A 25,139-nucleotide genomic window follows, 5' to 3' on the forward strand; every position below is an offset into this window, starting at 1 on the left:
TGCGGCGGATATAGTTTGTATCGGCACGGACTCCCCCTTTTAAGCCGTCGTGGGGAGCGGGTCGGTTCCCTCGTTCAAGATGGCGAGATATCGCCGGTAACTAAACACGCGCCCCCGTTTACGGCCGGTGATTTCTTCGACGATGCCGAACCGTTCCAGATCGGCGAGCGCGGCATTGACCGTAGGGGCTGAGAGACCTGTTTGCTGAACGAGTTGGTTGGCCGTCAGGAACGGGTTTTGCTGAAACAGATCGTGGATACGCAGCGCGGAGCCTGCCCGGTCGCTCTCTGTCGTAATCCGCTCGCGGTCTTCCTTGAACAGATCGACAATCTGGGTGGCGGCCTCAAACGCCTGATTGGCCGTGTCCGCAACACCGGCAAGGAAGAAATCGAGCCACGCTTCCCATGCCCCGTGCTCGCGCACCTCCTGAAGCAGGCGGTAATAGTCGGCGCGATGCGTTTTAAGGTAAAGGCTCAGATAGAGCAGCGGCTTGCGCAGCACCCCGTTAACGCACAGGTACAGCGTCACCAACAAGCGACCGATCCTGCCGTTTCCATCCAGGAACGGGTGGATGGTCTCGAATTGGACATGTAGCAGCCCGGCCTTGATCAGGGCGGGCAGACGCGAGCCGTCCTCGTGCATGAAGCGCTCAAGCGCATTGAGACAAGCATCCATCTCGGTCGGCGGTGGCGGCACGAACAATGCGTTGCCTGGACGTGAACCGCCGATCCAGTTCTGAGACCGCCGAAACTCGCCGGGATTTTTCGTGCCGCCGCGCCCGCTTTGCAGCAGTCGTTCATGCATCTCGCGGATCAGACGTAGTGACAGCGGCAGGTCTTCCAGACGCTCCAGCCCATACATCATCGCATCGACGTAGTTCGACACTTCACGAATGTCGTCGATCGGCTGGCCGGCTTGCGCCTCGGTTTCGAAACGGAGCAGGTCCGAAAGGGTGGACTGCGTTCCTTCGATCTGGGACGAGAGGACTGCTTCCTTCCGTACGTACATATAGAGGAACAGTTCTTGGCGCGGCAGCAGCATAGTGATGCCGTCCAGGCGCCCCAAGGCACGTTCCGCCAGACTTAGCCGCTCTAGAAGGGCCAGCACGTCGATCGGCGGCTCGGGCGGCAGTGAGGGCGGCACGAAGGCGCGCACGATTTCGCCCGCAACAGGGGCCTCGACAAAGCGGCCTAGCCGGTGGTTGGATGCTGATTCGGACATGCCACATTATGCGAACGCGGCTTTATTTAAGCAATCGGCTTTTGGCTTAAATAGCGGGTGAGCTAAGATAAGCGCTCTTAAATAAGGGTCGACACCATCATCGGTAGGCATACGCAAAAAATTCTTGGCAGTCTTTTTCCGTTTTTAGTGGCGGAAGTGCCGTCGATTGCGTCCTCTAAATAGTCCATCCTCGACAACACCGACGATATCGAGGCATCCGAAAGATCATTCGTTGCGGCCGACGCTGAGATGTCAGGATTTATCGTAGAAACGGCGGTGATCGGCGGTGCGTATGCTACTTGGTGGCGTTGCGACCATCGGCGGTGATCGGCGGCAATATCGCGCTATAGAGGGCAATCGGCGGTGTGGCGGACCACGCGGGATTCGAACATATACGCCGAAGTAATCGGTTGGGGATCGGCTGCTCCATAAGCAATGTCGGCTTTTGGCAAATCTAAGTTGCCATTCGAACATCAGGAATAAAGCGCAAATCGGCCTTGAATATTTAGTCAGGACGGATTTTTAGCTGGTTCCTTTCACTCTTAACGTTTCATCTGTTCAAAAGCTCAGCAATCGCATGCTCAATGATAGATGTATCAGCGTCGTTCATTCCTTCTCCTGCGACGTGACCCCATACAGATTCCAAAACCCGCAACTCGGCTTTCGGAATCTGTGATGCTTCGCGGGCAGCGTCCTCGACAGGAAAGTATAGATCGCTCGATGAGGGCATAATGATTGTATCAGCTTTAATCGCGGCGAATGACGTAGGATATACGATCACATTATTCCTGGCATCATTCAGGGTGCCATAAGTCTTGTAAGCCAGCTTTGCATTACGAATGCACCGCTTTGATTGCAACTGGATGTCACCAAGTTCAAAAATATCATAGGTCATTTCAAAATCTCCGACGCATAAAGAGTAAAGGCAGCAGCGCCAATGCGGGTAACGTGGCGGCGACGAGGAGGTTTGCGTGAAGATCGAAGCGATCGACAACTTGCCCGCCAATGAACGATCCTGTTGCGATGCCGATGTTGAAGACTGATACGAAAAGGGCAGTTGCGATCTCAATGGCTGAGGGTGCTGCTTTCATCATCCAGGTCTGTAAGGTGACGGACACTCCGCCATAGGCAAGCCCCCATAAGACAAGGATTCCGCTGCCCGCGGCAGGCATTCCACCAAAAACTGCAAACCCTAGAATTGCTATTAAAAGACCACTGATAATTGCGCAGAACGTTACAGAAAGTCTTTGAACGGCAAATGTTCCGGCAAAAAAATTTCCTGCAATTCCCGCTCCCCCGTACACGAATAGGAGCGCAGCGATCCATTCGGGCGACACCTTGGAGATTTCCTGCAGTAGCGATCCGATGAATGCGTAGGCCATGAAATGGCCTGCGACGATCAACAGTGTGAGTATGAGGCCAAGCTGAACAGGCAGGCGCTTTAACGTGCCCGTAATCTGGCTAAGTCCAATAGATTGACTGATCGGCAAAGCAGGCAGGACGAATAGGCTTAAACCGAGCACAATTGCGTTGAACCCTGCCAATGCGCCGAATGCCCATCGCCAGCCGGCGGCATCACCTATCAACGCACCAATAGGCACCCCCATTACCGAGGCAGCTGCGACTCCGCCGAAAATGATTGCGGTCGCAGTTCCAATTGATTGTGCCGACACCAGTCTTGGCGCAAGTCCCCCGGCCACGGCCCAAATGCCGCCCATACAAGACCCAACGGCAAGCCGAGCTACAAGAAGCCAGTGGAATGATGGAGCGATGGCTGAGGCGATATTGGCCGTAGTCAACACAAGGAGCAGGCCAGCTAAAATATGCCGTCTGTCGATGTCACCGGCCATAACGACAACAAAAGGTGCGAAGAACGCCGCAAGAAAGGCGGGAGCCGAGATTATAAGTCCGGCGGTTCCTATTGATATTTCCAAGTTCGCTGCAATCGATGTCATAAGTCCGACAGGCAGCATTTCCGTTGTCACAACCGCAAATGTCGTGAGGCCTAGAACGCAGACCGATGCCCATCCTCCACGTGTCGTGTTATGTGTTGGCTCTGTAATCTGTCTCATAGCGGCTACCTTCTATTGGAAGGCGATTGACCATCGCCTCAACTATGAGCAGAGGGATTTACTAGGTCGTAGAAATTGATAAAGTAGTCGAAAACCGCAACAGTTGGGACGAATTGGAAACAATGCTCGATCATTTCGGAGATGTGCTGGCCTTTGTTCGTGTCGCCGATACATCAAGTTTTACTCATGCTGCTGAAAAGCTGGGCCTTACACGTTCCGCTGTCGGGAAGAGCATTGCTCGTCTAGAAGAAAACCTCGCCACTCGATTGGTCCATCGCACGACGCGGAGTGTGAGCCTGACCGAGGAAGGTAGGTTGTTCTACGAGCACGCTTTGCGTATTCTGTGTGAGGTTGACGATGCAGAGGCGACACTTGCGGAACGCAATCAGATTCCTAAGGGGCGTCTTCGCCTTGATATCCCGACTGCATTCGGTCGATTGCACGTCCTCCCTGTTCTTCAAAGGTTTCTTGCCCTTTGGCCGGAGCTTGAAGCGGACGTCACATTCTCGGATGATTATTGTGATCTAGTCAGCGATGGAATTGATGTTGCTATTCGTATTGGGGGTCCGGCTGACAGCAGCCTGATCAGACAGGTTCTAGCGCCGCACCGCTTTATCACCTGTGCAACGCCCGCCTATTTCCAGCAGCATGGAATTCCGAGAAGTGTCGCGGAACTTCAAAATCACAAAGTCATCGTGTTCACATATGCAAACGCATCCGTGCCATGGCGTTATCAGGTAGAAGGAGAAATGCGAGACATTGCGGTCCAAGGGAGCTTAAAACTTAATAATACCGAAGCTATCCGCGACGCTGCGCTTAACAATCGGGGCATCGTTCAGCTTGGCGAATTCCTTGTCGGCGAAGACATAAAGCAGGGCCGTCTTACACCCGTCCTACAGGAGTTAAGCCGCGAAGAAATGCCAATTACCGCTGTGTATCCCACACGTCGCCACGTCTCGCCCAAAGTGCGCAAATTTGTCGAGATGCTGCGCAAGGAATGGGCTTCAGGCCCGCCTTGGGGGTGTGCTTAGCGCCACTCCGCTAGATATGTACCCTGCAGAGCAAGCGCGACTTTCACTGTCAGGTATCCGGCAGACCAGTTCAAATGACCAAAATAAAGCGCATAACTGACAGGCACCTAAGAGGGCCATTCACTTTTCAGTTTCACCGGCTAGCCCCTTCGGAGATCGATTTCGCAGTTGTAATCGTATCAATCCAGGCACCGTGCGGATCGGTCCATGCGGTAGGTTGATTATTCACCGACAGCAAGAAGGCACCTGGCGAGGGCGCGTCTGCCGAGGAAAAGCCAAAATGCGGCATGACGCCGGGTGCCTCATTGCAGATCCATATATCTGATAGCGCGGAAACCTGGTCGGCAAATCCCATCCGGTCGCCATCGTTTGGAATGTAGGCGAAAACGGCGGTATGGAAGACAACCAGCGTGGCATCCTGCGGAGCTTGAAGGCAAAGGGCTGCGAACTCAGGTCCCAGCAGATCACCTTGTACGATCTTCGGCCGCTCCTTTGCTACAATACCGAGTGCCAGACGAAGCCGTTCACGGCGCTCTACCTGTTCGGGCCAAACAAGTGTTTCGAGCCAAGCGGCATCGTCTTTATCGCCAGCGTCGAGCGGATTCAGATCGAGCCCAGCCCGCCAAGCGATCTGCGGAAGCGTCTCAGGAAGTCGAATATTTGCGCCAGTCTTGCATGGGAACACGGGATACGATTTTTCCTCCCCCGAGGGCCAAAGGCTCCTTAACGGATATTCATATCCGTAGCGATCCGGGAAGAGGCAAAGCCCAGCGGACGCACCGACCTCCAAAAGTGCCAGCGGCTGCGGTAAGCTCGCTAAAACCGGCAGAAGCAAAGCGCAGCGTCCCGGTTCGTTGGTTTGCGTCGAGCGCCTGAGAATGATGGAGCGAACAGCATCAAAGCGCTTCACCAAAACTCGCTTGAACACGCTGTAGTTCGACGGAACACCGAAGAGGTGTCGGTAGCCGGCAAGAAGTAGGTTGGGCTGCTGCTTTGGTTGAGGCAAGGCCGAGATCAGGCTAAGCACCGCTGCGTCTTGCGATATGCTCATGGCAAGGTGCTCGTATAGCGGAGATTTTCCGCAAGCCTCACGAACTGCAAAGCGATGGTAGCGGGAGGATAATTCGTCCCGTTCCGCGTTAACACTCACACTCAACGCCTTCCTGCCACTGATTGCCGACAATGCCCAGCTTACACCACCCGATTATAAAACCTGAATTGTCCCCTTTCCACCCTTTTACCGGCATTGCAAAATGAGCGGGACTTCCGATCATGCTGAACGCAACTGCTTGGAATAATTGCCAGTCTAGAAAACAAGACTTCGATTGCACAGGTTCAAGTCCTTCGCGTTTTATATGCCCGATCGTCTCGTCCTCACCTTCGCCTCTCTTTTACGAGTAATGAGATGAAATAGATGCCACCGATGCTGACGATCATGATGCCAACGGGAAGTTGTGTCGGAAAGGCGTGTTGGGCTATGTAATCTGCGGCTGCGAGCAGGTTGCTTCGTGAGAGGCTGTTGCAATCAGAGTGACAGCTGCTAAACGCGTAACGGCGGCACTCTGTGGTGCTGCAAGCGCAATGAAAGCAATAGGGTCGGCAGCAGTTGTTGCGGTCAGGTGAGTGCAACGCCAAGCACCATCAGCAAAGCGCGTCCCGCATCCTCGCCCATTTCGAGGTGTCACATGGGCCGTGCAAGCATAAGCCAAAGGAGACTACCTTGTTGCCTTATATTGCTGCATCTTCTCAACCTCGTGAATGAACTGCTCCGCATATTGAGCCGTATCAACATAGTCCTGCTCATTGACTCCAAGATTGTGATGACGGGTAAACACTGCCTTCAAACGATCCAGAAACTTGGGCTCGGTCTCGGCGAGATGGCCGATCAGGACCTGAAGTATCTGTTCGTGCGCGAGAACCTTGCGTTCGAGCGCGGTTGTATCATTTCTCATGTGGTTTACTGCCTCTCGATCCATGATGCGCGGTGCGCGAACGGGAAAACCCACCGCATGCGCGTCGCAAGATATTTGCAAGTTTGGTCCAGTCCCGGGAGGGCGCATTCATCTGCCGATGAGCATTTCTGAGGTCGCCTTTGCTGGCTGCATGATCCTCCTCATGGCGCGGACGTATCGCTTGATGGGGTTCTGGCACTGGGGGTAGTCTCTCCTTTTTCATTTCAGCCTCCTGTTGTTGGGCGCTTTCAGCGGCTCGAACGCGCTTGAGCAAGCGCATCGCTCCTTGTGGCGGCGAGCGCCACGTTCGGTCGTTCCGCACCCCGCGGCGTTGCCCGTGTTGACTTTCTCGCACTCGTGCGGGTCGGATAGATGGGTGCGGCTTTATATTCAGCCTTCATGCTCCCGGGCCTCCGGAATTATTGTTTGATTTTCCAGGCAGCAGGGTGTCACCACGAGCGCTACAGTGTCAGACATATCCGACCCGATCAGACGTTTACATGTCCGTTACGTAACCGAGTGGCCAAAAGTGAAGCCAATAGCCACTGCCGCAAACGCATCCGGGATCACTCCCCCAAAAGCGGGATTTATCCATTGTGCATTTTTCCTGGCAATATCCGATCCTCAATGATCGCACGCGTCTCATTGCGCGTTGAACACCATTATACCACTCTTATCGATATTGCTTGCATGAATTCTTCTGCGTTCAGTAGCCCTCACAAACAACCGCGGCGGTTACACCGACAGCGGCCGATAGGGGAACTCTACCAAAATTGTCTAACATGTATCCGCGTGACTCAGGTCGCGCCCCCGCGCGTCCATCGCATCGTCACTTACAGCTTCTTTGGCTGAACAAAGGCTTATTCTATGTCTTCCCAAGCGCTCTTGTTTTGTTTCTCGGCCCGACCGGGTCAATCTTTGAGCCCTGATCTGCTCTGCCAGTGTATCCTCCATAATCTAAGCTATTATGCTCGCGTTTGGTTTACGATGCGCCGCCTTCATCGTCCCACCGGTCAATGGCCTTTTTCATTGACCGATGCTCCTTGATGAACTGTTTTAGCGCGATCCGCAGACGAGCTTCATCAAAAGTGCCTGCCTGAAAACGGTGCGTGAGGTATCGCGCTGCCTTGTTGCTCAGATCCTGAGTGTCGCCCGGTTGCCGGGCTTCCCTGAGCAGGAGCGAAATCATGATGATTTTCGCTGAATCAAGATGGATGGAAGACATTACGCCCTCCTTGGTTGCGGGCTCGGCCAATAGGGCCTGAACGACAGCGCCCGTTTCAAATGCTGTCGAGATAAACACCATGCGCCTTATTCAAAGCGAAAGCAATTGAGCCGGCAACGTGGTTTGAAAAACGATGGGCTCACGTCGAAACTCACGCCAAGCGTATCAGCCGGCCTCACTCACTCAGCCACCAAAGCGCACGCGCTTTGGTTTGGCCCACAAAAAGACCTCTCAAAAGTGTCTAGATATCGATGGGAGTAATTAAATCCAACCACACGAGTGCTACAACAAGAATGAAAACGGTAAAAATAAATACCTGAATAACGACTCTATTGCTTCGTTTCATCTGCCACGCCGCGCAAGCCTGGAGATCCGCTCTGCAATTACACTAGGAACTGGTAGCGGAGCATTCGCCGGTCGCCCGCCTGCCTTTGTTCCGCCTGTCAAATCGGACCGCACGGGGGGAACGCCTCTGTCGGTCTTTCTAAAACCTAACAAGTCCAGCATTTTTATCGGATCTCGTCGCGTCGCGAGAAAATCCGACATCGGCCCTTCTTTCTCGTGCAATGGGGCAGATTTCGTTTCGCCCGAAGTCGGAGTTGCTCCTGCCCGAAGAATTGCTTCACGCAAGAGCTTCAAATCAAGTCTTTGAATAAAACGGCGATAGATATGGGAAGACATGGCGATCTTCCTTCTGTTGGGGCTGGGGTTGCCCCCTTATCAGCAGCGCCCGTATCATTTGCTGCGGAGAAAAGTACCATGCGCCTTTATCACCACTATTGCAATTGGAGCCGCAATGTGGCCGCTGGCAGCACTGCGCAACGGTGCTACGCCTGCCCTGCCACCAGCAATATATGAACCACATAGCACAAGCAGGATGGCGACGCAGGCCGGATCGCCAACCAATCCGAAACCAAGCGCGGGCAACCAAAAAGGATATTTTCGGCGATTGCCCTGCAAATCACGCATCACCCTGCAAAAACCAAAGCAATCTGCCTTGAGTAATTCGCCCTAGAGTAATTGGACCTTGAGTAATTGGCCGGCCCCGCTCTGCCCTTGCAACCCTGACCAGCCAGGCAGGGCGGGGCTGGTCATCCTGCTCGCAAAGGCATTACAGTGACATTTTAACCTTGCAGAAGAAGGGACGATTCGACCTTGCTGCCCCCATCGCCCGCGCGCCTGAAGCGAATTACGCAACCGTCGGCGACCGGAAGGGCTGCATGAAGACGTGGCCCTGCTTATTGCCATGACGCCCGCAAGCCACCCCAGGCAACACCATCATTGCGCCAGATAGTTTCTCAGGAAACTGCGTGTGCGCTCCTGCTGCGGATTGCGCAACAACGCACTGGGAGCGCCTTCTTCAACCACCACCCCACCATCCATAAACAGGATCCGATCGGCCACCTCACCTGCAAACCGCATCTCGTGGGTGACGATCAACATGGTCATATGTTCCGCCGCCAATTGCTTCATCACCAGATTGACCTCATCAACCAGTTCCGGATCCAGCGCCGATGTCGCTTCATCAAACAACATCACCTTCGGCTGCATCGCAAGGGCTCTGGCAATCGCCACACGCTGCTTCTGTCCGCCGGAAAGGCGCGAGGGATAGACATCCGCCTTGCTTGCAAGGCCGACCTTTTCCAACAATTCCATTGCCAGCCCTCGCGCCTCCGCCTTGCGCATGTTTTTCAGCCGGATCGGACCCAGCGTGATATTGTCCATCACAGTGAGATGCGGAAACAGGTTGAAGTGCTGAAACACCATGCCCATCTGCTGGCGCACCGCATTGATGTGCTTCTCAAAAGCCTGTCCCTTGAGCGGCTGGTTGACCTGAGTACCGTCGAGCCAGACCTCTCCTCCATTCAGCGTCTCAAGGTGATTGATCGACCGCAACAAGGTGCTCTTGCCGGAGCCACTCGGACCGATGATCGCAATAATCTGGCCACGCGTCACCGACAGGTCGATCCCTTTGAGGACTTCAAGCGCGCCATAGGCCTTGCGCGCGGCCTTGACTTCAACCATTGCTAAGGATGCGCTCATCGCGTCACCTCCACTTTTCTTTCAATACGTCGCAGCATCGCCTCCATGACAAGATTGGCGATGTAATAAAGCACAGCCGCAGTCAGATAGAATTCGAACGGACTGTAGGTCTCGCTGATCGCGATCTGCGCACTATGCACCAGCTCGGCAATACCGATAATGGAAACCAGAGAAGTATCCTTGAGCAGCACGATCATATTGTTGCCAATGGGCGGGATCGTGTTGCGGATGGCCTGCGGGATAATCACATAGCGCAAGGCCTGCCCCCGACTAAGCCCAATGGAGCGAGCGCCCTCTGTCTGTCCCGGATCGACTGACACAATCCCGGCACGCAATACATCAGCATTATAGACGGCAAAATGCAGACTCAATCCGATGATGCCTGCAAACAGTGCCGGAATATCAATGCCGATCTGCACAAGACCATAATAGATCAGATAAAGCTGCAACAGCAGCGGCGTTCCCATGAACAGCCACATGAAGAAGCGTACCGGAATTGCCAGCAGCGCAGGCGCGTAAAGAACAATCAGTGCAAACAGGATGCCAAAGACAAAACTGAGAATACTGGAGGCAACCGCGAGAACCAGGGTCCAGCCAAGTCCGGTGAGAAGGATATCGGCATAGGGGGCGACAATACTAAAATCAAGTGCTGGCATGAACAGGACCCTCAACGCGGCGCGAAGCGCTTGTCGAGCAGATCAACGATCATGACGACAACATAAACAATGAGCATGTAAAGAACCGCTGCGACTGCGAATATCTCGAATGGCTTATAGGTGGAACTGATGAAGCGTTGCGCGGTATAGGTGAGCTCGACCACCGAAATCGTCGACACCAGGGCCGATCCCTTGACCAATGCCACTGCATTGACGCCCAGGGGGCGGATCATCAGTCTGGCCGCCTGCGGCAGAATGATCAGCCTTAGCGTCCGGCCACGGTCAAAACCAATCGACCGTGCAGCTTCTGCCTGCCCCCGGTCAACGCCGGCAATGGCGCCACGAATGGATTCGGCCATGTAAGCACCGATATTCAGTCCCAGCCCAATCACGCTGGCGGCATAGGGTTCAAGCTCCAGGCCGATCTGCGGACCGCCAAAATACAGAACAAACAGCTGCACCAAACAGGGGGTGCCACGAAAAACGCTGACATAAGCAGCTGATAACAAGCGCAGCAGCCTGCTGTTTGACAGGCGCGCCAAGACAAGCAAGGCGGCGATGACAAAACCCAGTGCAAGCGCAAGAACAGAAATCTGCACGGTGACCCATGCAGCCTCCAGAAAAAACGGGAGGACCCGCTGCATCAAAGCAAGATCCATAAGCATACTCCGAAACCTCAAGGGACCGGCCCGAACTGCTTCGGGCCGGACTGAAATCCAATCAGCGAATGTCGCTGCCGATCCATTCCATTGATATCTTTTCGTAGCCGCCGTCAGCCAGCATCGCTTCCAGGGTCTTTTGCATTTCGGCCTTGAGTTCGGGGTTGTTCTTGCGGATTGCGATACCCAGCGCCACCCGGCCGCCTTCGATGTCAGGCGTATCGAGAATACGCACTTTCTGTCCGGTTTCCTTGACCGCAATCATCACCGGAATGCTGTCCATGACCAGAGCATCCAGCCGGCCTGCATCCAGATCAATCAGCATTTCAGGGAGGCCCTTATAGGTGCGCACGCTCAAATCCCCTTGCGCCTTGGCCCATTTTTCATGGGCATCACCCATGGTTACGCCAACCGTCTTGCCATTGAGGTCCTCCAGTTTCTGAATGGAGGAACTCTCCTTGACGACGATCGTGCGTCCGGCATGGTAATAGGGTCCCACAAAATCCACCGCCTTCTCGCGTTCCGGCGTAATGGTCATGGAGGCTACCACGGCATCATATTTTTTGGCCAGAAGCCCGGCAATGATCCCGTCGAAAGGTGTGGTGACGATATTGGCCTTCAACCCCATCCGCTTGGCAATTTCCGAGCCGATCGATGCATCAAAACCGACCACTTCATTCTGTTCATTGGTGAAGCTGAATGGCGGATACTGGCCGCTCATCGCAATCCGCATTTCCCCGGCGGTCTTGAGCTTTTCCAGCTCGTCCGCCTGGGCGGGAGCACTCAGAAAGCCAGCCGCGACAGCGATGGCGGCGGCTGCAAAAATTCTGTTGAACTTGGAACGCATGACTTTGAGTTTCCTCTGGATTTGTCTTTTTGTTGTAGGGTTATGGTTTGCCATTAACCTTCGAGAAGGAGCTTGGCACAGGCTCTGTTTGCAAGCATCCTGCAATATGTCTGCGAGCCCGACACATTGCCGGAATCAACCGGCATATTGTCGGCACTCCCCAGACCCGCAAATGCGCGCTGCCATCCAGACCGAGATGGCTCGCGCAAAGCCGTGAGCCTCGCTCTGACAGCAAAAAAGGCCCTCACCGCTCCAGAGCAATCCGGGCGGTGAGGGCCTTCAGTCCGATCGTTGTAACTGCGTCTATTTCAACGCAGCCAGAAAGCTGTCATTCAACACATCAAGCAGATGGTCGGCATTCTGACGGTTGAAGACCATCGACGGCCGCATCTTCAGCACATTGTCATGCGGCCCTTCGGTTCCCATCAATATTCCCCGCTTGCGCGCATGATCATTGATGCTGCGAGCAAGCGTGGTGGCCGGAGCCTTGCTGTTGCGATCTGTGACCAGTTCAATCCCCAGAAACAGACCCTGGCCGCGAACATCGCCGATGATTTCAAAACGCTTTTGCATTTCCCGAAAGCCATCAATCAGATGGTTGCCCACTTCAAGTGCATTTTCGCGCAATCCATCACGCTCGATGACGTTGAGCACCGCAAGCCCTGCAGCACAGGACACCGGATTGCCGCCAAATGTGTTGAAATATTCCATGCCATTGTTGAAACTGTCAGCTATTTCCCGTGTCGTCACAACGGCAGACATTGGATGCCCATTGCCGATCGGCTTGCCCATCGTGACAATATCAGGCACGACATCCTGCAGCTCGAATGCCCACCAATGACTGCCAACGCGACCGAAGCCAACCTGAACTTCATCGGCGATACAAACACCGCCCGCCGCACGCACCATTGCATAGACTTCTTTCAGATAGCCTTCGGGCAGGAACACCTGACCGGCAACGCTTGGAATGGATTCAGCCAAAAAGAATGAAGGCGCCTTTTCCTCGCCGCGCATGCGATCGATTTTCTCGGCAATATCCTGAGCAAATCTTTTGGCATGCTCCGCAAAAGGCCAATCTTCCGGAGCACGATAGCTGTCGGGAATAGTGCCTTCATACACATGCTCGGGGCGCCCCTTCCCACCCTTGCGCTTATACTTGTAGGGGCTGAGGTCAATGAGTTCCTGCGTGGTACCGTGATAGGCCCAGTCGAGGACAATCGCTTCATTGCGACCCGTATGACTGCGCGCCATGCGCAAGGCCAGACTATTGGCCTCACTGCCCGAGCACGCGAAAGATGCAACAGTCAGCCCCTCAGGCAATGTGGCGGTCAGCCGCTCGGCATATTCGACAATATTGTCATGCAAGTATCGCGTATTGGTATTCAGCAGACCCGCCTGACGCGCAATTGCTTCCACCACCTCCGGATGGGCATGTCCGATGTGGCAGACATTGTTGAAGCAATCGAGATAAGCCCGTCCCCGGTCATCGATCAGCCAGGCACCTTCCCCACGCACGAACTTGATCGGCTCAGAATAGGAGATCGAAAGATTTGGCAGCAGTATTTCCTTGCGTCTTTCGATGATTTCAGCGCGGGTTCTCCCATCTTGAACAAAGGTTTCTGGTGGAATACCTGCAAGCTCGGCAACATCCGGAAACAGGTCAGCCCATACGTCAAGATATGCCGCTTCACCAACGCCCATGATTTCAGTTGCCGTCAAATTCACATCTGTGGTCATCTCAAAGTGAAGATGCGGGGTCCATCCGCCATTTTCATCAATATCGCCCATATGGCCAACAAGGTCACCTTGTTGCAGCGTCTGGCCCGGCTTCAGTCTTAGGAGTGCCTCATGGGCCATATGCCCCCAAAGCGTCACAAATGGCGGGCAGTTTTCAGGGTGGTGCTCGAGCTTGACCAGGCCGCCATAGCCAAGCGGCTCATGCTCGATTTCGACACTCACAACAGTCGCTTCAAGTGGCGTATAGAGCGGTGTTCCTGCTGGCATGAACAAATCGACGCCAAGATGATGAATGCGGCGCTGTCCGTCAATGAACCGTGATTCAAATGCCTTGTCGGTATAGACCGTTCGCTTTTCGCCCCACGAACCAATGCCGAGCTCAATATCATTTTCTGAACAAAAATCGTCCCACCATTGCGTTGCTTCTTTTGCGCGTTGCTCAGCCGAGGCCACGGTCATAAAATGCGACGCATCGCCATAAGGTACGATTGCTTTGGTCATAGTGGCCGGCGCGGGGCGAACAATGGGAGCGAATGTTTTCGCATTATCCGATACCCACTTGCGGATGGCCCCTGCGCCGTCAATTGCATCAAAGCCGCATGCCTTGCGCAAGATCGCAGTGGCAAAGCGCGGGTTCATGGCATCCATCTTTTCCAGAAGACGCCATGCGGGTGCTTCGCTGATCGCAAGATATGGGTTGTCTTCCGTCTTCTCGCGGCGCGACGCGGAGAATGTAACACTTGTGACAAGGCGCATGGCAATCAGATCAAAGAGAAGATCAATTTCTTCGCCCTGGAGCGGATAACGCTCATGAAACCCTTGAGTCAGCGCTGCAGCCGCGCCAATTGGATCTTGCGTATCAAGCGCCGCGTAAGCGCAGGCAATTGCGACCTCTGCGATCAACACAGTATGAACGGCATCGCCAAAATCGATCAGACCGGCGATTTTTTCATGATTGTCGTTATCGACAAGAACATTCCAATCATTCGCATCATTATGGATAACCTGCGCACGCAAGCCTGCAAGCTTGGGAGCCACAAAATTCTCAAAGCGCGTTAAGAACCGCGCAAGCAAGGCCTTCTTATCCGCATCCTCAATATGATGCAGACGGTCGCGCGCCCGCCCCGCATGGCGCAAGTCCCAATCGAGATCACGCAATGCCCCGACATGGATAAAGCCCTGCAGCGCATGGTCGAGTTCGCCAAGCGAACGCCCCAGATTGCGCATCAGTTCGAATGTTCGAGTGACTTCGGCCAATGGGGTTCCCGGCAACCAGCCGACAAGACGCAAAGCATGTTTTTCCCCACTTTTGCCGCTTGTCGAGGCCAGCACATCACCTTTCAGACTTGGCTTTAAATGAGGAACCGCGAGCCGGGACTTCGCCGCTGAGAGATGGTCAAGCAGCGCCGTCTGGAACTCACTTTCGACTTTTGGTTCACTGGCATTGACGATTTTCAGGATCCAGTCAGCGTCCGTTCCGGTTTTGAGACGAAAATTACAATCACGCTCGCTGTCGAGTTGAGAGGCTGCGGCTTCAACGCCGAAAACGTCTTTCGCCAGTTGTTCTGCGTCAATCGCCGAAAACTGAGGCGCGGGGTGAGAGAGATCAGTCATAGCCACTATTTTTCCAGGTTAGATTTCTTGCCCGCAGCTTGGCATGCAAAGGATTTTCGGGCATCAAGTATCCTGTCGGGAGAACCGGCACATTGTCGGAATGAACCGGCATATGTCCGGTGACGAACAGGATAATGATGCGTGAACTTGATGCGAAAGATCGTGAAATACTGGCAATCCTGTCAAAGGAAGCGCGTATCGCGCTGAAAACGCTGGCTGGGCGTATTGGATTGTCGCGAAGCGCGACGAGCGAACGCGTCACCAATCTCGAGCGCAGTGGCGTCATCAGAGGATACCGGGCGGATATCGGTGAGATCGATGCAAATGTCATTCGAGCGGCATTGTTGATCAATCTGCGCCGAACGCCCGCTCATGAATTGCTCGATATCCTGGCCCTCCATCCAGAAGTGCGACGCGTATCGTCTGTCAGCGGTCAGCTTGACCTTATCGTCGAACTTGAAACCGGTTCAATTGACGGTCTTAATCGGGTGCGCGATCTGATCGCAGGCCACGATATTGTTGAGGACCTCACAACGGCGATCGTTCTGCGCCGGGATATTGATCGTGAGCTCAGTTAGCGTCCAAATCCAACACCGGAAATGGCCAAGCCCCTTGAATGCCACCTTGAATGACGTTATATTGCGTCAAAATGAATGGCTTTTTTAAAGGAGTCACTATAATGGGGCTAGCACAATATTCAGATAATGGTCTGTTTGCGCCGCGCAAAATCGCAGATGCCTTGCGTACGACAAGCGATGAAGTCGCACGCTCTGCAGGTCTGGGTCGCGATGCCGTGCAACGCAAAGATCGCGTGCAATCCGACAAGACACAAAAACGTCTGCGGGAAATGGTGGAAATCCTGAACAAGGTCGAACCACGTTTCGGTTCGGCACTGATGGCTTATGCCTGGTATCGTTCCGAACCATTGGCCGGGTTTTCTGGCCAGACAGCGATGCAATTGGTTCTCAACGGAAGAGCAAGTGAGGTTCTCGCCTATATCGATGCCGTTGATGCCGGGGTTCATGCCTAACCGTGTCGATTGTTTATTCAGACAAACTCTATCGGGCAATAAATCCTGTTTATGCGCGTGACCCCCTTTCTGGACGCGGTGCCGCGCTTTTTGGAGGCCGTTTCAACCCAAAAGGGGTTCCAGCGCTTTATTGCTCTGTCAGTATTATGACCGCACTTCGTGAAGCGAACCAGGTTGGCAGCCTGCAGCCCACAACACTCGTCGCTTATGAGGCAGATATCGAACCTCTATTCGATTGCCGTGATGAAACTGCATTGAAGAAGATGGGACTGGATCCGTCATTGCTCGGCAGTGAGGACTGGCGTGACCAAATGCGTTTGAAGGGAGAGGCAACAACGCAGATTTTTGCGCGGCATCTTATCGCTGCAGGCTATAATGGCTTGTTGGTGCGAAGCTTTGCAAAAGGAGCAGGCCTTAATGATCTCAACGTCGTATTGTGGCGGTGGGGAGCATCAGCCCCTTCCCGCCTCGTGTTAATCGATGATGAGAACAGACTGTCCCGATAGGGTTTGGCGTTGCACTATCACCTGTCCGTTTAAGCTCCGTGCTCGATCGCAAGCACGCTTCCCGGATTCATTTGACGGTCGGGATCCATGAGATCGCGAAGAGATTGCATGAGAGCCATGCGAACAGGGTCTGAGCGGCTCGCGAGTTCTTTCACGAGTTTTCGACCAATCCCGTGTTCTGCCGAAAACGTACCGCCAAGTTCATCGACGACGTCATGAACGCGCTTCATAATCTCTGTGGTGACCGTGGCGTCATCCTTGAAGCGAGACCACTGATCATGGGTGAAGTGCGCAATGAAATGAATGTTGCCATCCCCGATATGCGAAACAATGAGAATTTGTGCCTGGGGATGGATTTCATGGACCGCTGCACTCGCCCGCCTGATAAGATCGGGAACACGCGTCGTTCGAACGGCGATATCGTGCGAGAGGCTGTGTCCATGCACCTTGTTTGCTTCCGAAACCGAATGTCTTAAATGCCAGATATCTTCGGCCTGTGCTTGGCTCTGTGCGATGAAGGCATCGACAACCAGTCCGGTTTCGAACTGCTCGGATAACCACTCTTCGAGTGCTTGGTGCAACGAAGCTGTCGGGTCGGTGCTGCCGAGCTCGACCAGCAACGACCATTCGGGACTGCTTTGAAGCGGATGTCTTGCACGAGGAATGTGCTGAAGAACCAGATCAACCTGATTGGCTGATAAAAGTTCAGCCGCCTGCAATGCGGTATCAAAGCGATCCTGCAAGCCCATCAATAGGGTCACAGCTGCATCAAGGTCGGGCAGTGCGATCCAGGCATGCCCCGATGAACGCAACATCGGCTGCAAACGCAACGCCGTCGCTGTGATGATACCCAAAGTGCCTTCAGCACCAATGAAGAGGTTTTTCAGATCATAGCCCGTGTTGTTTTTGCGAAGCGCCTTCAAATCACTCAAAATGCGACCATCAGGCAACACCACTTCGATGCCGCAAATAAGATCACGAATGGGGCCATAGCGAAGCGCGCTTGTGCCCCCGGCATTGGTGGAAGCAAGACCGCCCAATTGCGCGCTGCCCTCACTGCCCAGATGCAATGGAATACGACGGTCCAAGGCTGCAACGGCATCATGAGCGGCGCTTAGTGTCAAACCGGCATCCGCGACAATGATATTTGACGCCTTATCGATTTCGCGAATTGCATCCAGACGACGCAAACCCATGACAATCGTACGCTCTAGCCCTGACGGCACCGCTCCCTGGCACAGCCCGGTATTTCCCCCCTGAGGAACAATCTTGCAAGCGTGCTTGGCCGAGAGCGTCATAAGGGCCGAGACCTGAGCGGTCGTTGCAGGCAAGACGACTGCCAGTGCTTCTCCTTTTTCATAACCGCGCCAGTCAGTCAGATAAGGTTCTTTGTCATGGGCCTCTGTCAGCACATATTGGCTGCCAATCGCCTGGCGAAGGTCGTTCAGGAAAACATCGTTGGAGCATGGCGTGGATAGCATTTTCTTACCTGTAACTTCTAAAGAAAACTGGCGGCGTTCCGGATGGGTGCGTGTTTCGATCTGTTCGGATCAGATCGATGCTCTCATTCTCTGTTTCAACGCGCATCCTTGTCTGATCGAAGCGGGTTCAGAAATCAGTCCCGTGGACTGATCTCCCCGCTCAGGCGTTTCAGGCCTTTCTCAATGCGCTCTCAATGATCCACTCGGCCTGACGGAGAGCCGAGATATCCTCAGCGCCTGCAAACGCCAGGAACAGGCGTAACTCTTCCCTGAGTTGCTCAATCATCTCTACGACACCCTCAACACCGCTTGCCGCCAATCCATAAAGCGGCGCCCGCCCCAGCAAGACACCGTCAGCACCCGCAGCCAACAGCTTTGCTGCGTCCGAACCACGCCTCACACCGCTATCAGCAAAAAGCGTTCTGTCAGGGCCGACCGCCTCTCGTATCCGTGGCAACACATCCAGCGGTCGAACGGCACTGTCAAGATTTCGGCCGCCATGCGCCGATACCACCACGCCATCGCAGCCTGAATTGAAAATCTCGACTGCATCGGCGGCACAAAGTACCCCCTTGATAAGCAGTTTGTGCGGCCAGCGCTGACGTAGTTCCTTGAGAAAGTTCTGATCAAGAACCGTGTCGAGTGCAAAGCGTGGATTGCGAATGGAACTGGTAACCGCCTTGGCAACATCGCCCGGATAATGCGCATAGGAAGGAAATCCGTTACGCATCACATAGCTTCCCATGACACCCAATGTCCAACGCGGATGCAGCATAAGGTCCAGGGCAAGCGTTATCGAGGGCTGCAGTGGAACGCCAAATCCATTGCGGCGGTTATGAATTTTTTTCGGCGATGCAGGCGTATCGACAGTCAGGACCAGTGTTTCAACACCACAGGCTCTGGCACGTTCCAGGAGTTTGAACGTTTCAGAACGGTCCTGCCAGACATACAACTGAAACCATAACTCACTTTCAGGCGCATTTGCCGAAATCTGTTCGATACTTGTCGATGATTGCGTTGCCACGACAAAAGGGAGGCCTGCTTGCTGAGCCGCACGCGCCATCTGGATTTCTCCATCATGGCGCACCATTCCCGCAAGTGCAGTCGGCGCAATCACAAACGGACATCTATGCATAGCGCCCAGATACTGCGCCGACACATCCGGTGCTGAGACTGGGCGCAAAACGCGGGGCACGATCCGGCGGGTGGCAAAGCCGTCAAACAGCGCATGCAAGGCTGTTTCCGCTTCCGTTCCTCGGTCGATATAATCAAACAAAGCGCGCGGAAGAAAGCTTTTCGCCTGTTGCCGCGCCTCTGCGAAATCAAGAAATTGCGCCCCGCCTGCCATGGTTCAAGCGATCCCTTGGGCCCGCAAGCCCTCAACGGCTGCAACGATGAGTTGCTGGGTCGCATTGCTCGGCGCTTTCAATGGCAATGACACCGGGCCAACCGGAAGTCCCAGATGCGCCATCATGGTTTTGAGCGGACCCGGATTGACCTCATTGAACAGCGCCGCAAAGGTCGGCAGAAGCTTTTGATGCAGCGCAATGCCCTCGGCAAGCTTGCCTGCGGCAAGTGTATCGTGGATCTGCGTCCAATAGGCCGGCAACATGGGTGCACTGGCCAGAATACCACCCGTTCCGCCATGCATGATATGGATTGCATACATCATGTCGTCGCCAGACAGCAAAGCGATACGCTCGCCAATGGCCGCCGACAGACGTTGGAAATAATAGGCATCCGTATTGCAGATCTTGGCACCGATGATGGTGCCATCCTCACCCAGGGTCTTTAGCGTATCGACTGCTGTGACAAAGCTGGTGCGCGCCGGCACATCATAATAGACAAGCGGCAGATCGACAGTCTCCCGATAAGCCCGAAAATAATCGATGACGCCCTGCTGGCTCGGTATCACATAGAACGGCGTCACCAGAAGCAATGCATCGGCACCCGCTTCCTTGAAGGCACGCCCATGTTCAACTGCCTCTGCCCAGCCTGGAGAAACAACACCGGCAACCACCGGAACGCGGCCGTTGACGAGCCGCACTGTCTCGCGAACCATCGCGATCCGCGTTTGCATCGAAAGCGCGGTAAACTCTCCCGTACCACCCACCGGTGCAAGACCCTTCGCGCCGCCAGCAAGATTGGCCTCGATAAGGGTTTGAAGCGCTGCAACATCAAGCGCACCCTCAGCGGTCAATGGTGTCGGAATGGCAGGAAACATGCCCACAAGATCAAAATGCTTCATTGTCGAAGATCCACTGTCTGGTAACGTGATTAATGCTCAACCTTGGAAAGGAAGCTCTTGAGACGTTCGGTTTCGGGTTGCTTGAGCACCCGGTCAGGCGCGCCGGTTTCCACAACATGCCCGGCCTCCATAAAAATGACCTTGGATGCGACATTGCGGGCAAAACTCATCTCATGGGTCACCACAATCATCGTGGTTCCTTCCGCAGCCAGCCCCTGCATCACGTCAAGAACCTCGCCGACCAGTTCCGGATCAAGCGCTGAGGTCGGCTCGTCAAAAAGCATCACCTCCGGCTCCAGTGCCAGAGCACGGGCGATCGCCACACGCTGCGCCTGCCCACCCGATATCTGGCGCGGATAAAGATCAACCTTGTCTGACAATCCCACCCGCTTGAGCAGTTTGAGTGCCAGGTCGCGCGCCTCATCCTTGCTCTTGAATTTGTTGAGCAAAGGGCCTGACATGACGTTCTGCAAAACCGTCATATGGGGAAACAGATTGAAGCTCTGAAACACCATCCCCGTCTTCAAACGGAAACGGGCTTTCACGCGCTCCGGATATTTGGTCTTGGGATTGAATTCAAGGCGGTTGCCAGCCACTTCGATCAGGCCTTCTGTCGGCTGTTCAAGCAGGTCAAGACAGCGAAGCAGGGTTGATTTCCCGCAGCCGGAAGGGCCGATGAGCACCGCGACATCGCCGCGCTCCACGACAAGGTCGATACCGCGTAGCACCTCATGGGTGCCAAATGTCTTGCGCAGATTCTGAACTCTGATCATCGCAGCCACCTTCAATGTTTGATTTCGAAACGGTTCGCAATCAGCGTCACAGGCGTGAGGATCGCCAGATAGAGCAGCGCCGCAAAGGTGTAGACTTCCAGCGGCCGGTAGGTTTCCATCGTCAGGCTGCCAGCCGCATACATCAGGTCGGGAACCGCCACCACCGAAAGAAGCGAGGTGTTTTTCAGCTGCAGAATGGTCTGACTGACAATCGGCGGAATCATGCGCCGCGTTGCCTGCGGCAGAATGATATGGCGCATCTTGGTGACATAGGAAAATCCCAGCACCGTTGAGGCTTCCCATTGACCGCGGTCGATGGAAATGACGCCGGCTCGAAATATCTCCGCCGAAAATGCCGCCATATACAAGGTCAACCCGAGCCCTGCCGCAAACCAGTCCGGCAAAGTATAGCCGGTCAGCATCGGCAGCGCGTAAAAGAACCAGACAATCTGAACCAAGAGCGGCGTGCAACGAAACAGATGGATATAGGCGTTGATGATCAAGGTCAGCACCGGAATCCGCGCCACCAGAGCGAGCCCCAGAAACACACCGATCAACAAACCAGCCAAGGAGGTGACGGCTGCATAGGCGACCGTCACGCCGATTGCATTGAGCCACAATTGTCCGTCCTGAATAACGGACCAGTCAAATTGATACATCCGAATGCACTCCCATTTTTGCGGCGACACCCTATCCGGATCAGGCAGCCTTTTTCTGGCTGCTAGCTTGATTCGAGACAACCACCAAGTATTTTTACACAAAAATATCTTTTTAATCGTATTGTGATTATCTCTGATCGTGATACGATTGTTTTTGAACTTTTCTCAATTTTTATTGCTGTTTTAGCGGGAACAAGCCGCTCGGAACGATTTTTCCCTTGTCGCGGAACACGCAATGGCCACAAGGTGGATCTGGTCTTATCAAGCCCTCCACAGAAGGGCAGTTGAAGGGAATGAACACAATGATGAAAACACTCACGGCAGCGCTTTTGGGCTGCGTCGGCCTCACAATCGCGGCGCCGGCGAGCGCTGAATCCGTATGGGACAAGATCGAGCGGACCGGCGAAGTGGTGTGCGGCGGGGTCAGGAATTATCCGCCAACCTCCTTCCATGTCGGCGGCGAACTCGAATATGCTGGCTATGGTCCGCGGGTCTGTCGTCAAATGGCAGCCGATCTGGGCAAGGCAATGGGCAAGGATCTCAAGCTGAAATGGCGTGAAGTGACCTGGCAAAGCATTGTGCTCGACCTGCAGTCGGGTCGTCTCGACATCTTTCCCGGCATGACCGCAACCGAAGAGCGCAAGAAAGCGCTGGCGATGGCCGGCCCGGTCTGGCAGATGTCGGACTGCGTGATCGGTGCCAAGGGCAAGGAACCGATGAAAACATGGGCCGAATATAATTCTCCCAATGTCACCTTCGCCATGGTGACCGGCGCCGCGCAGACCGCCTTTATCAAGAAAGATATGCCTGAGGCCAAGATCATGAGCCTGAAGGAAATGAGCGAGGCCATCATGGCGGTGCAGTCGGGGCGCGCGGACTATATGCTGCAGGAACTTCCGATCTGCATGAAGACCTTCGAAAGCGCGCGCGGCGCGTTCTCAAGCTACACCTTGCCAGAACCTGTCCACGGCATCCCGGTCTCCGCCGCCACCCGCAAGGACGAGGATGGCCGCGTCCAGCAATTCCTGCAGGCATGGGCTGACGAGAACCGCAGCAAGCAAACCATTGTGCCGCTGCTTCTCGAAGGTTTCAAAGATGCGGGCATGGATGTAACGACGCTCCAGGACATCCGCTTCTAACAAAACAAAGGAGGGTGCCGCGGAGCGGCATCTTCCTGATTGACGCATCCTGCAGCTTTTGATTGTGGAGACGTCAAAAAAGTCTCTTCGCTCTTTAAGAACACAGAGTAAAAGATTGCGGTGAGAATGGTATCGGCAATGCCATCACAGCCAGAGGACAGGCATGTATGGGACTGAACGAAGACGAGCATGATGACCCGATGATGGTCCGGGCGGTCGAAAAGGCTTTCCGCGTTCTGGAAGCATTCGACCCGCTGCATCCTCGCCAGACGCTGACGCAACTGGCGCAACGAGCAGGAATCGATCGCTCCGCCGCGCAACGCTTCGCCCATACCCTGCTTGCGCTCGGCTATTTGCAAAAGGTCCCCGGCAGCAAGACATATGAGCTGGCAGCCAAGTCTCTGAACATGGCCTATCGCTACACACGTTCAAGCCTGCTGGTGCAAAGGGCACATCCCTATCTGCTGCACCTCAACCGCAGCACCGGCGAGACCATCTCGCTCACATTGCTTGACGACACTGATATTATCTATCTCGCCCGCTATCTGTCTGCCAATACGCTCGACAATGATGTCATTGTCGGCAGCAGGCTTCCCGCTTATTGTTCGGCAGCCGGCCTGGTCTTTCTCGCCGGACTGGAAGATGCCAGAATTCACGATATCCTGGCGCGCAGTGACCTGCGTGCCTATACGCCGAAAACCGTCTTTGATCCCGAAAAGATCTGGCGCCGCATCTCAGAAACGAGACAGCGCGGTTTCGCCATTGCCGAGGAACAGGTCTATACCAACGACATCGCGCTGGCAGCGCCCATCTATCTGCCGGACGGATACACAACCGCCGCCGCCGTCCTTGCCGCCTCCAATCTTCGTTACAATGAAGACACGCTCGTCCGGCAATTTGTGCCGATGATGATTTCGGCAACCCGCTCCGTCACGCAGATTCTGGCTTAGCTTCGGACGGCTGCGCGGCAATCTCCACCCGGTTCTTGCCGTTCGACTTGGCTTGATAAAGCGCCCGATCAGCCTTGCGCAGAAGGCTCTCGAAGCTCGATGAGGTCCCCCTCTTTTGAGCCACGCCGATCGATACTGTTACCGGCAACCTGTGCTCCCCCACCACGAACGGGCTCTCGGCGATGATCCGACGGATGGCTTCTGTCGCGATCAGCGGCAGTTCACTGTTGCGTTCACCGAAGATGATGACAAATTCCTCGCCACCCGAGCGGGCGACGAAATCATCCGCCTGCATGCTCGCCTGCAGGCAGGCTGCGACATGTTTGAGCACCTGATCCCCAACCTCATGGCCATGATTGTCATTGATCCGCTTGAAGTCATCAATATCAAGGACAGCCAGCACATGCGGCACCGGCAAATGCCTCACCCGCTCAAATCGCTCCGTCCCCACATCATTCAATGTCCGGCGATTGGGCAGTCCGGTGAGATAATCCTTTGATGCCACCCGTTCCCAGCGGCGCCTTATCTGATCGGTACACATCAGAATGAAAGCCGTGGTACCGATGATCGGTAGAATGGCCAGAAAGACTGGCGTGATGGTGTTCATCCAGTTGCTGTTGTCCGCAATGTCGAGCTGTGCACCTGCCTCTGTTGCTATATAGAACAGAGCCCTGAGTGCGGTTAAGATCAACGCCGCACAGTAAAGCGAGATCAGCATGATGCGGCTGCGCGAGCCATCGCGGTGGCGCTTGTCGGCAAGCAGCCGGATACTGGCAGCCATCAGCCAGATCCAGACAACTGAAACCACCACGATCCGCGCCAGCGTGTCGGGAACAATCACCAGAAAATACAAAAAAACAATCATTCCGAGGCCAAAAATCAGCCACGGAAACAGATTGCCGCCGAGATTCTGGAAGATCCTGATAGCCCGGTAATAAAGGCAAAGTCCGGCAAAAAGACAGCTATTGGCCACCAGCACTGACAGGGTTCGGGGTAGCCACGCCCCAAGGGCAAACGTCACGCAGCCCGCGGCAACGACAAGCGTCGCCCACATCCAGTTCATGGCAGCCGGTCGCAGCGAGACAGGAAAATCGCGGTTGATCGCACTGAGCATCCCGCCATTGGCAAGGATGATCATCGTGACGGTTAAATAAACAGACTTTGCGTCCACCCTGCCCCCTTGCTCTTCTCTCGCATTCAAACGCGGCAAGCATGGCCGCAGCGCAACACTGTGCTCTCTACCGCTCCATCTTGCAGTTAAAAAACACCGCCACTTTCATATTGCCTGCAAGCAAA

General features: G+C 54.6%; 24 protein-coding genes. 6 read left to right on the top strand and 18 right to left on the bottom strand.

Annotated features, from left to right (window positions below; translation table 11 throughout):
- Positions 1-39: 39 nt before the first annotated feature.
- The 3 genes from ABWV94_RS21620 to ABWV94_RS21630 all read right to left on the bottom strand — a co-directional run bounded on the left by ABWV94_RS21620 (position 40) and on the right by ABWV94_RS21630 (position 3,293).
- Positions 40-1,221: a Fic family protein gene (locus ABWV94_RS21620; protein WP_079210924.1), complete on the bottom strand. Its 1,182-nt coding sequence runs from the start codon at positions 1,219-1,221 to the stop codon at positions 40-42.
- Between the two features lie 550 nt (positions 1,222-1,771).
- Positions 1,772-2,116 (bottom strand): alpha/beta hydrolase family protein, encoded by a 345-nt coding sequence (locus ABWV94_RS21625; RefSeq protein ID WP_079210925.1) that lies wholly within the window; start codon positions 2,114-2,116, stop codon positions 1,772-1,774.
- 1 nt (position 2,117) lies between these two features.
- A complete protein-coding gene (locus ABWV94_RS21630; RefSeq protein WP_113499343.1) occupies positions 2,118-3,293 on the bottom strand; it encodes an MFS transporter in 1,176 nt (391 codons plus the stop codon).
- Between the two features lie 122 nt (positions 3,294-3,415).
- On the opposite strand from ABWV94_RS21630, the gene ABWV94_RS21635 reads away from it, so the two are divergent.
- On the top strand, positions 3,416-4,324 hold the full coding sequence (locus ABWV94_RS21635) for a LysR family transcriptional regulator (RefSeq protein ID WP_079210927.1): 909 nt from the start codon (positions 3,416-3,418) through the stop codon (positions 4,322-4,324).
- Positions 4,325-4,457: 133 nt separating this feature from the next.
- On the opposite strand, the gene ABWV94_RS21640 is transcribed toward ABWV94_RS21635, so the two are convergent.
- From ABWV94_RS21640 to ABWV94_RS21680, 9 genes are all read right to left on the bottom strand, one after another.
- A complete protein-coding gene (locus ABWV94_RS21640; RefSeq protein ID WP_353415302.1) occupies positions 4,458-5,474 on the bottom strand; it encodes a DUF2332 domain-containing protein in 1,017 nt (338 codons plus the stop codon).
- 565 nt (positions 5,475-6,039) lie between these two features.
- On the bottom strand, positions 6,040-6,276 hold the full coding sequence (locus ABWV94_RS21645; protein ID WP_079210929.1) for a hypothetical protein: 237 nt from the start codon (positions 6,274-6,276) through the stop codon (positions 6,040-6,042).
- 248 nt (positions 6,277-6,524) lie between these two features.
- Positions 6,525-6,677, bottom strand: a complete 153-nt coding sequence (locus ABWV94_RS21650; RefSeq protein WP_162761755.1) for a hypothetical protein — start codon at positions 6,675-6,677, stop codon at positions 6,525-6,527.
- A gap of 581 nt (positions 6,678-7,258) precedes the next feature.
- Positions 7,259-7,501, bottom strand: coding sequence for a hypothetical protein (locus ABWV94_RS21655; RefSeq protein WP_353415303.1), 243 nt, complete (start codon positions 7,499-7,501; stop codon positions 7,259-7,261).
- Positions 7,502-8,779: 1,278 nt separating this feature from the next.
- A complete protein-coding gene (locus ABWV94_RS21660; RefSeq protein ID WP_079210932.1) occupies positions 8,780-9,544 on the bottom strand; it encodes an amino acid ABC transporter ATP-binding protein in 765 nt (254 codons plus the stop codon).
- Positions 9,541-10,200 (bottom strand): amino acid ABC transporter permease, encoded by a 660-nt coding sequence (locus tag ABWV94_RS21665; RefSeq protein ID WP_079210933.1) that lies wholly within the window; start codon positions 10,198-10,200, stop codon positions 9,541-9,543. The genes ABWV94_RS21660 and ABWV94_RS21665 overlap by 4 nt, the downstream gene beginning before the upstream one ends.
- A gap of 11 nt (positions 10,201-10,211) precedes the next feature.
- Complete coding sequence (locus ABWV94_RS21670) at positions 10,212-10,859, bottom strand: amino acid ABC transporter permease (RefSeq protein WP_113499332.1); 648 nt, start codon at positions 10,857-10,859, stop codon at positions 10,212-10,214.
- A 61-nt stretch (positions 10,860-10,920) separates the two neighbouring features.
- Entirely contained in the window at positions 10,921-11,706 is a 786-nt protein-coding gene (locus ABWV94_RS21675) for an ABC transporter substrate-binding protein (RefSeq protein ID WP_113499330.1), read from the bottom strand.
- A 303-nt stretch (positions 11,707-12,009) separates the two neighbouring features.
- On the bottom strand, positions 12,010-15,057 hold the full coding sequence (locus tag ABWV94_RS21680) for an aminotransferase class III-fold pyridoxal phosphate-dependent enzyme (protein ID WP_353415304.1): 3,048 nt from the start codon (positions 15,055-15,057) through the stop codon (positions 12,010-12,012).
- 137 nt (positions 15,058-15,194) lie between these two features.
- On the opposite strand from ABWV94_RS21680, the gene ABWV94_RS21685 reads away from it, so the two are divergent.
- From ABWV94_RS21685 to ABWV94_RS21695, 3 genes are all read left to right on the top strand, one after another.
- Positions 15,195-15,635, top strand: coding sequence for an Lrp/AsnC family transcriptional regulator (locus ABWV94_RS21685; RefSeq protein WP_079210937.1), 441 nt, complete (start codon positions 15,195-15,197; stop codon positions 15,633-15,635).
- 101 nt (positions 15,636-15,736) lie between these two features.
- Positions 15,737-16,087, top strand: a complete 351-nt coding sequence (locus ABWV94_RS21690) for an antitoxin Xre/MbcA/ParS toxin-binding domain-containing protein (RefSeq protein ID WP_113499326.1) — start codon at positions 15,737-15,739, stop codon at positions 16,085-16,087.
- An 8-nt stretch (positions 16,088-16,095) separates the two neighbouring features.
- A complete protein-coding gene (locus ABWV94_RS21695; RefSeq protein ID WP_113499419.1) occupies positions 16,096-16,593 on the top strand; it encodes an RES family NAD+ phosphorylase in 498 nt (165 codons plus the stop codon).
- A gap of 29 nt (positions 16,594-16,622) precedes the next feature.
- On the opposite strand, the gene ABWV94_RS21700 is transcribed toward ABWV94_RS21695, so the two are convergent.
- The 5 genes from ABWV94_RS21700 to ABWV94_RS21720 form a co-directional block, all read right to left on the bottom strand.
- Positions 16,623-18,074, bottom strand: coding sequence for an FAD-binding oxidoreductase (locus ABWV94_RS21700; RefSeq protein WP_353415305.1), 1,452 nt, complete (start codon positions 18,072-18,074; stop codon positions 16,623-16,625).
- Between the two features lie 169 nt (positions 18,075-18,243).
- Entirely contained in the window at positions 18,244-19,422 is a 1,179-nt protein-coding gene (locus ABWV94_RS21705; protein ID WP_353415306.1) for an alpha-hydroxy acid oxidase, read from the bottom strand.
- Positions 19,423-19,425: 3 nt separating this feature from the next.
- Complete coding sequence (locus ABWV94_RS21710) at positions 19,426-20,322, bottom strand: dihydrodipicolinate synthase family protein (protein ID WP_113499320.1); 897 nt, start codon at positions 20,320-20,322, stop codon at positions 19,426-19,428.
- A gap of 29 nt (positions 20,323-20,351) precedes the next feature.
- A complete protein-coding gene (locus ABWV94_RS21715; RefSeq protein ID WP_113499319.1) occupies positions 20,352-21,095 on the bottom strand; it encodes an amino acid ABC transporter ATP-binding protein in 744 nt (247 codons plus the stop codon).
- Between the two features lie 11 nt (positions 21,096-21,106).
- Positions 21,107-21,754 (bottom strand): amino acid ABC transporter permease, encoded by a 648-nt coding sequence (locus ABWV94_RS21720; protein ID WP_079210943.1) that lies wholly within the window; start codon positions 21,752-21,754, stop codon positions 21,107-21,109.
- 302 nt (positions 21,755-22,056) lie between these two features.
- Here ABWV94_RS21720 and ABWV94_RS21725 point away from each other — a divergent pair, with 302 nt between their 5' ends.
- Complete coding sequence (locus ABWV94_RS21725) at positions 22,057-22,893, top strand: transporter substrate-binding domain-containing protein (protein ID WP_161492397.1); 837 nt, start codon at positions 22,057-22,059, stop codon at positions 22,891-22,893.
- A 167-nt stretch (positions 22,894-23,060) separates the two neighbouring features.
- Positions 23,061-23,843 carry an IclR family transcriptional regulator gene (locus ABWV94_RS21730; RefSeq protein WP_079210945.1) on the top strand — a complete coding sequence of 261 codons (783 nt, stop codon included), beginning with the start codon at positions 23,061-23,063 and terminating at the stop codon, positions 23,841-23,843.
- On the opposite strand, the gene ABWV94_RS21735 is transcribed toward ABWV94_RS21730, so the two are convergent.
- Positions 23,824-25,014 (bottom strand): GGDEF domain-containing protein, encoded by a 1,191-nt coding sequence (locus ABWV94_RS21735; protein ID WP_353415307.1) that lies wholly within the window; start codon positions 25,012-25,014, stop codon positions 23,824-23,826. The genes ABWV94_RS21730 and ABWV94_RS21735 overlap by 20 nt on opposite strands.
- Positions 25,015-25,139: the final 125 nt, after the last annotated feature.

The organism is Brucella sp. NBRC 12953 (assembly GCF_040369775.1).
In the GTDB taxonomy this organism is placed as follows: Bacteria; Pseudomonadota; Alphaproteobacteria; order Rhizobiales; family Rhizobiaceae; genus Brucella; species Brucella pseudogrignonensis.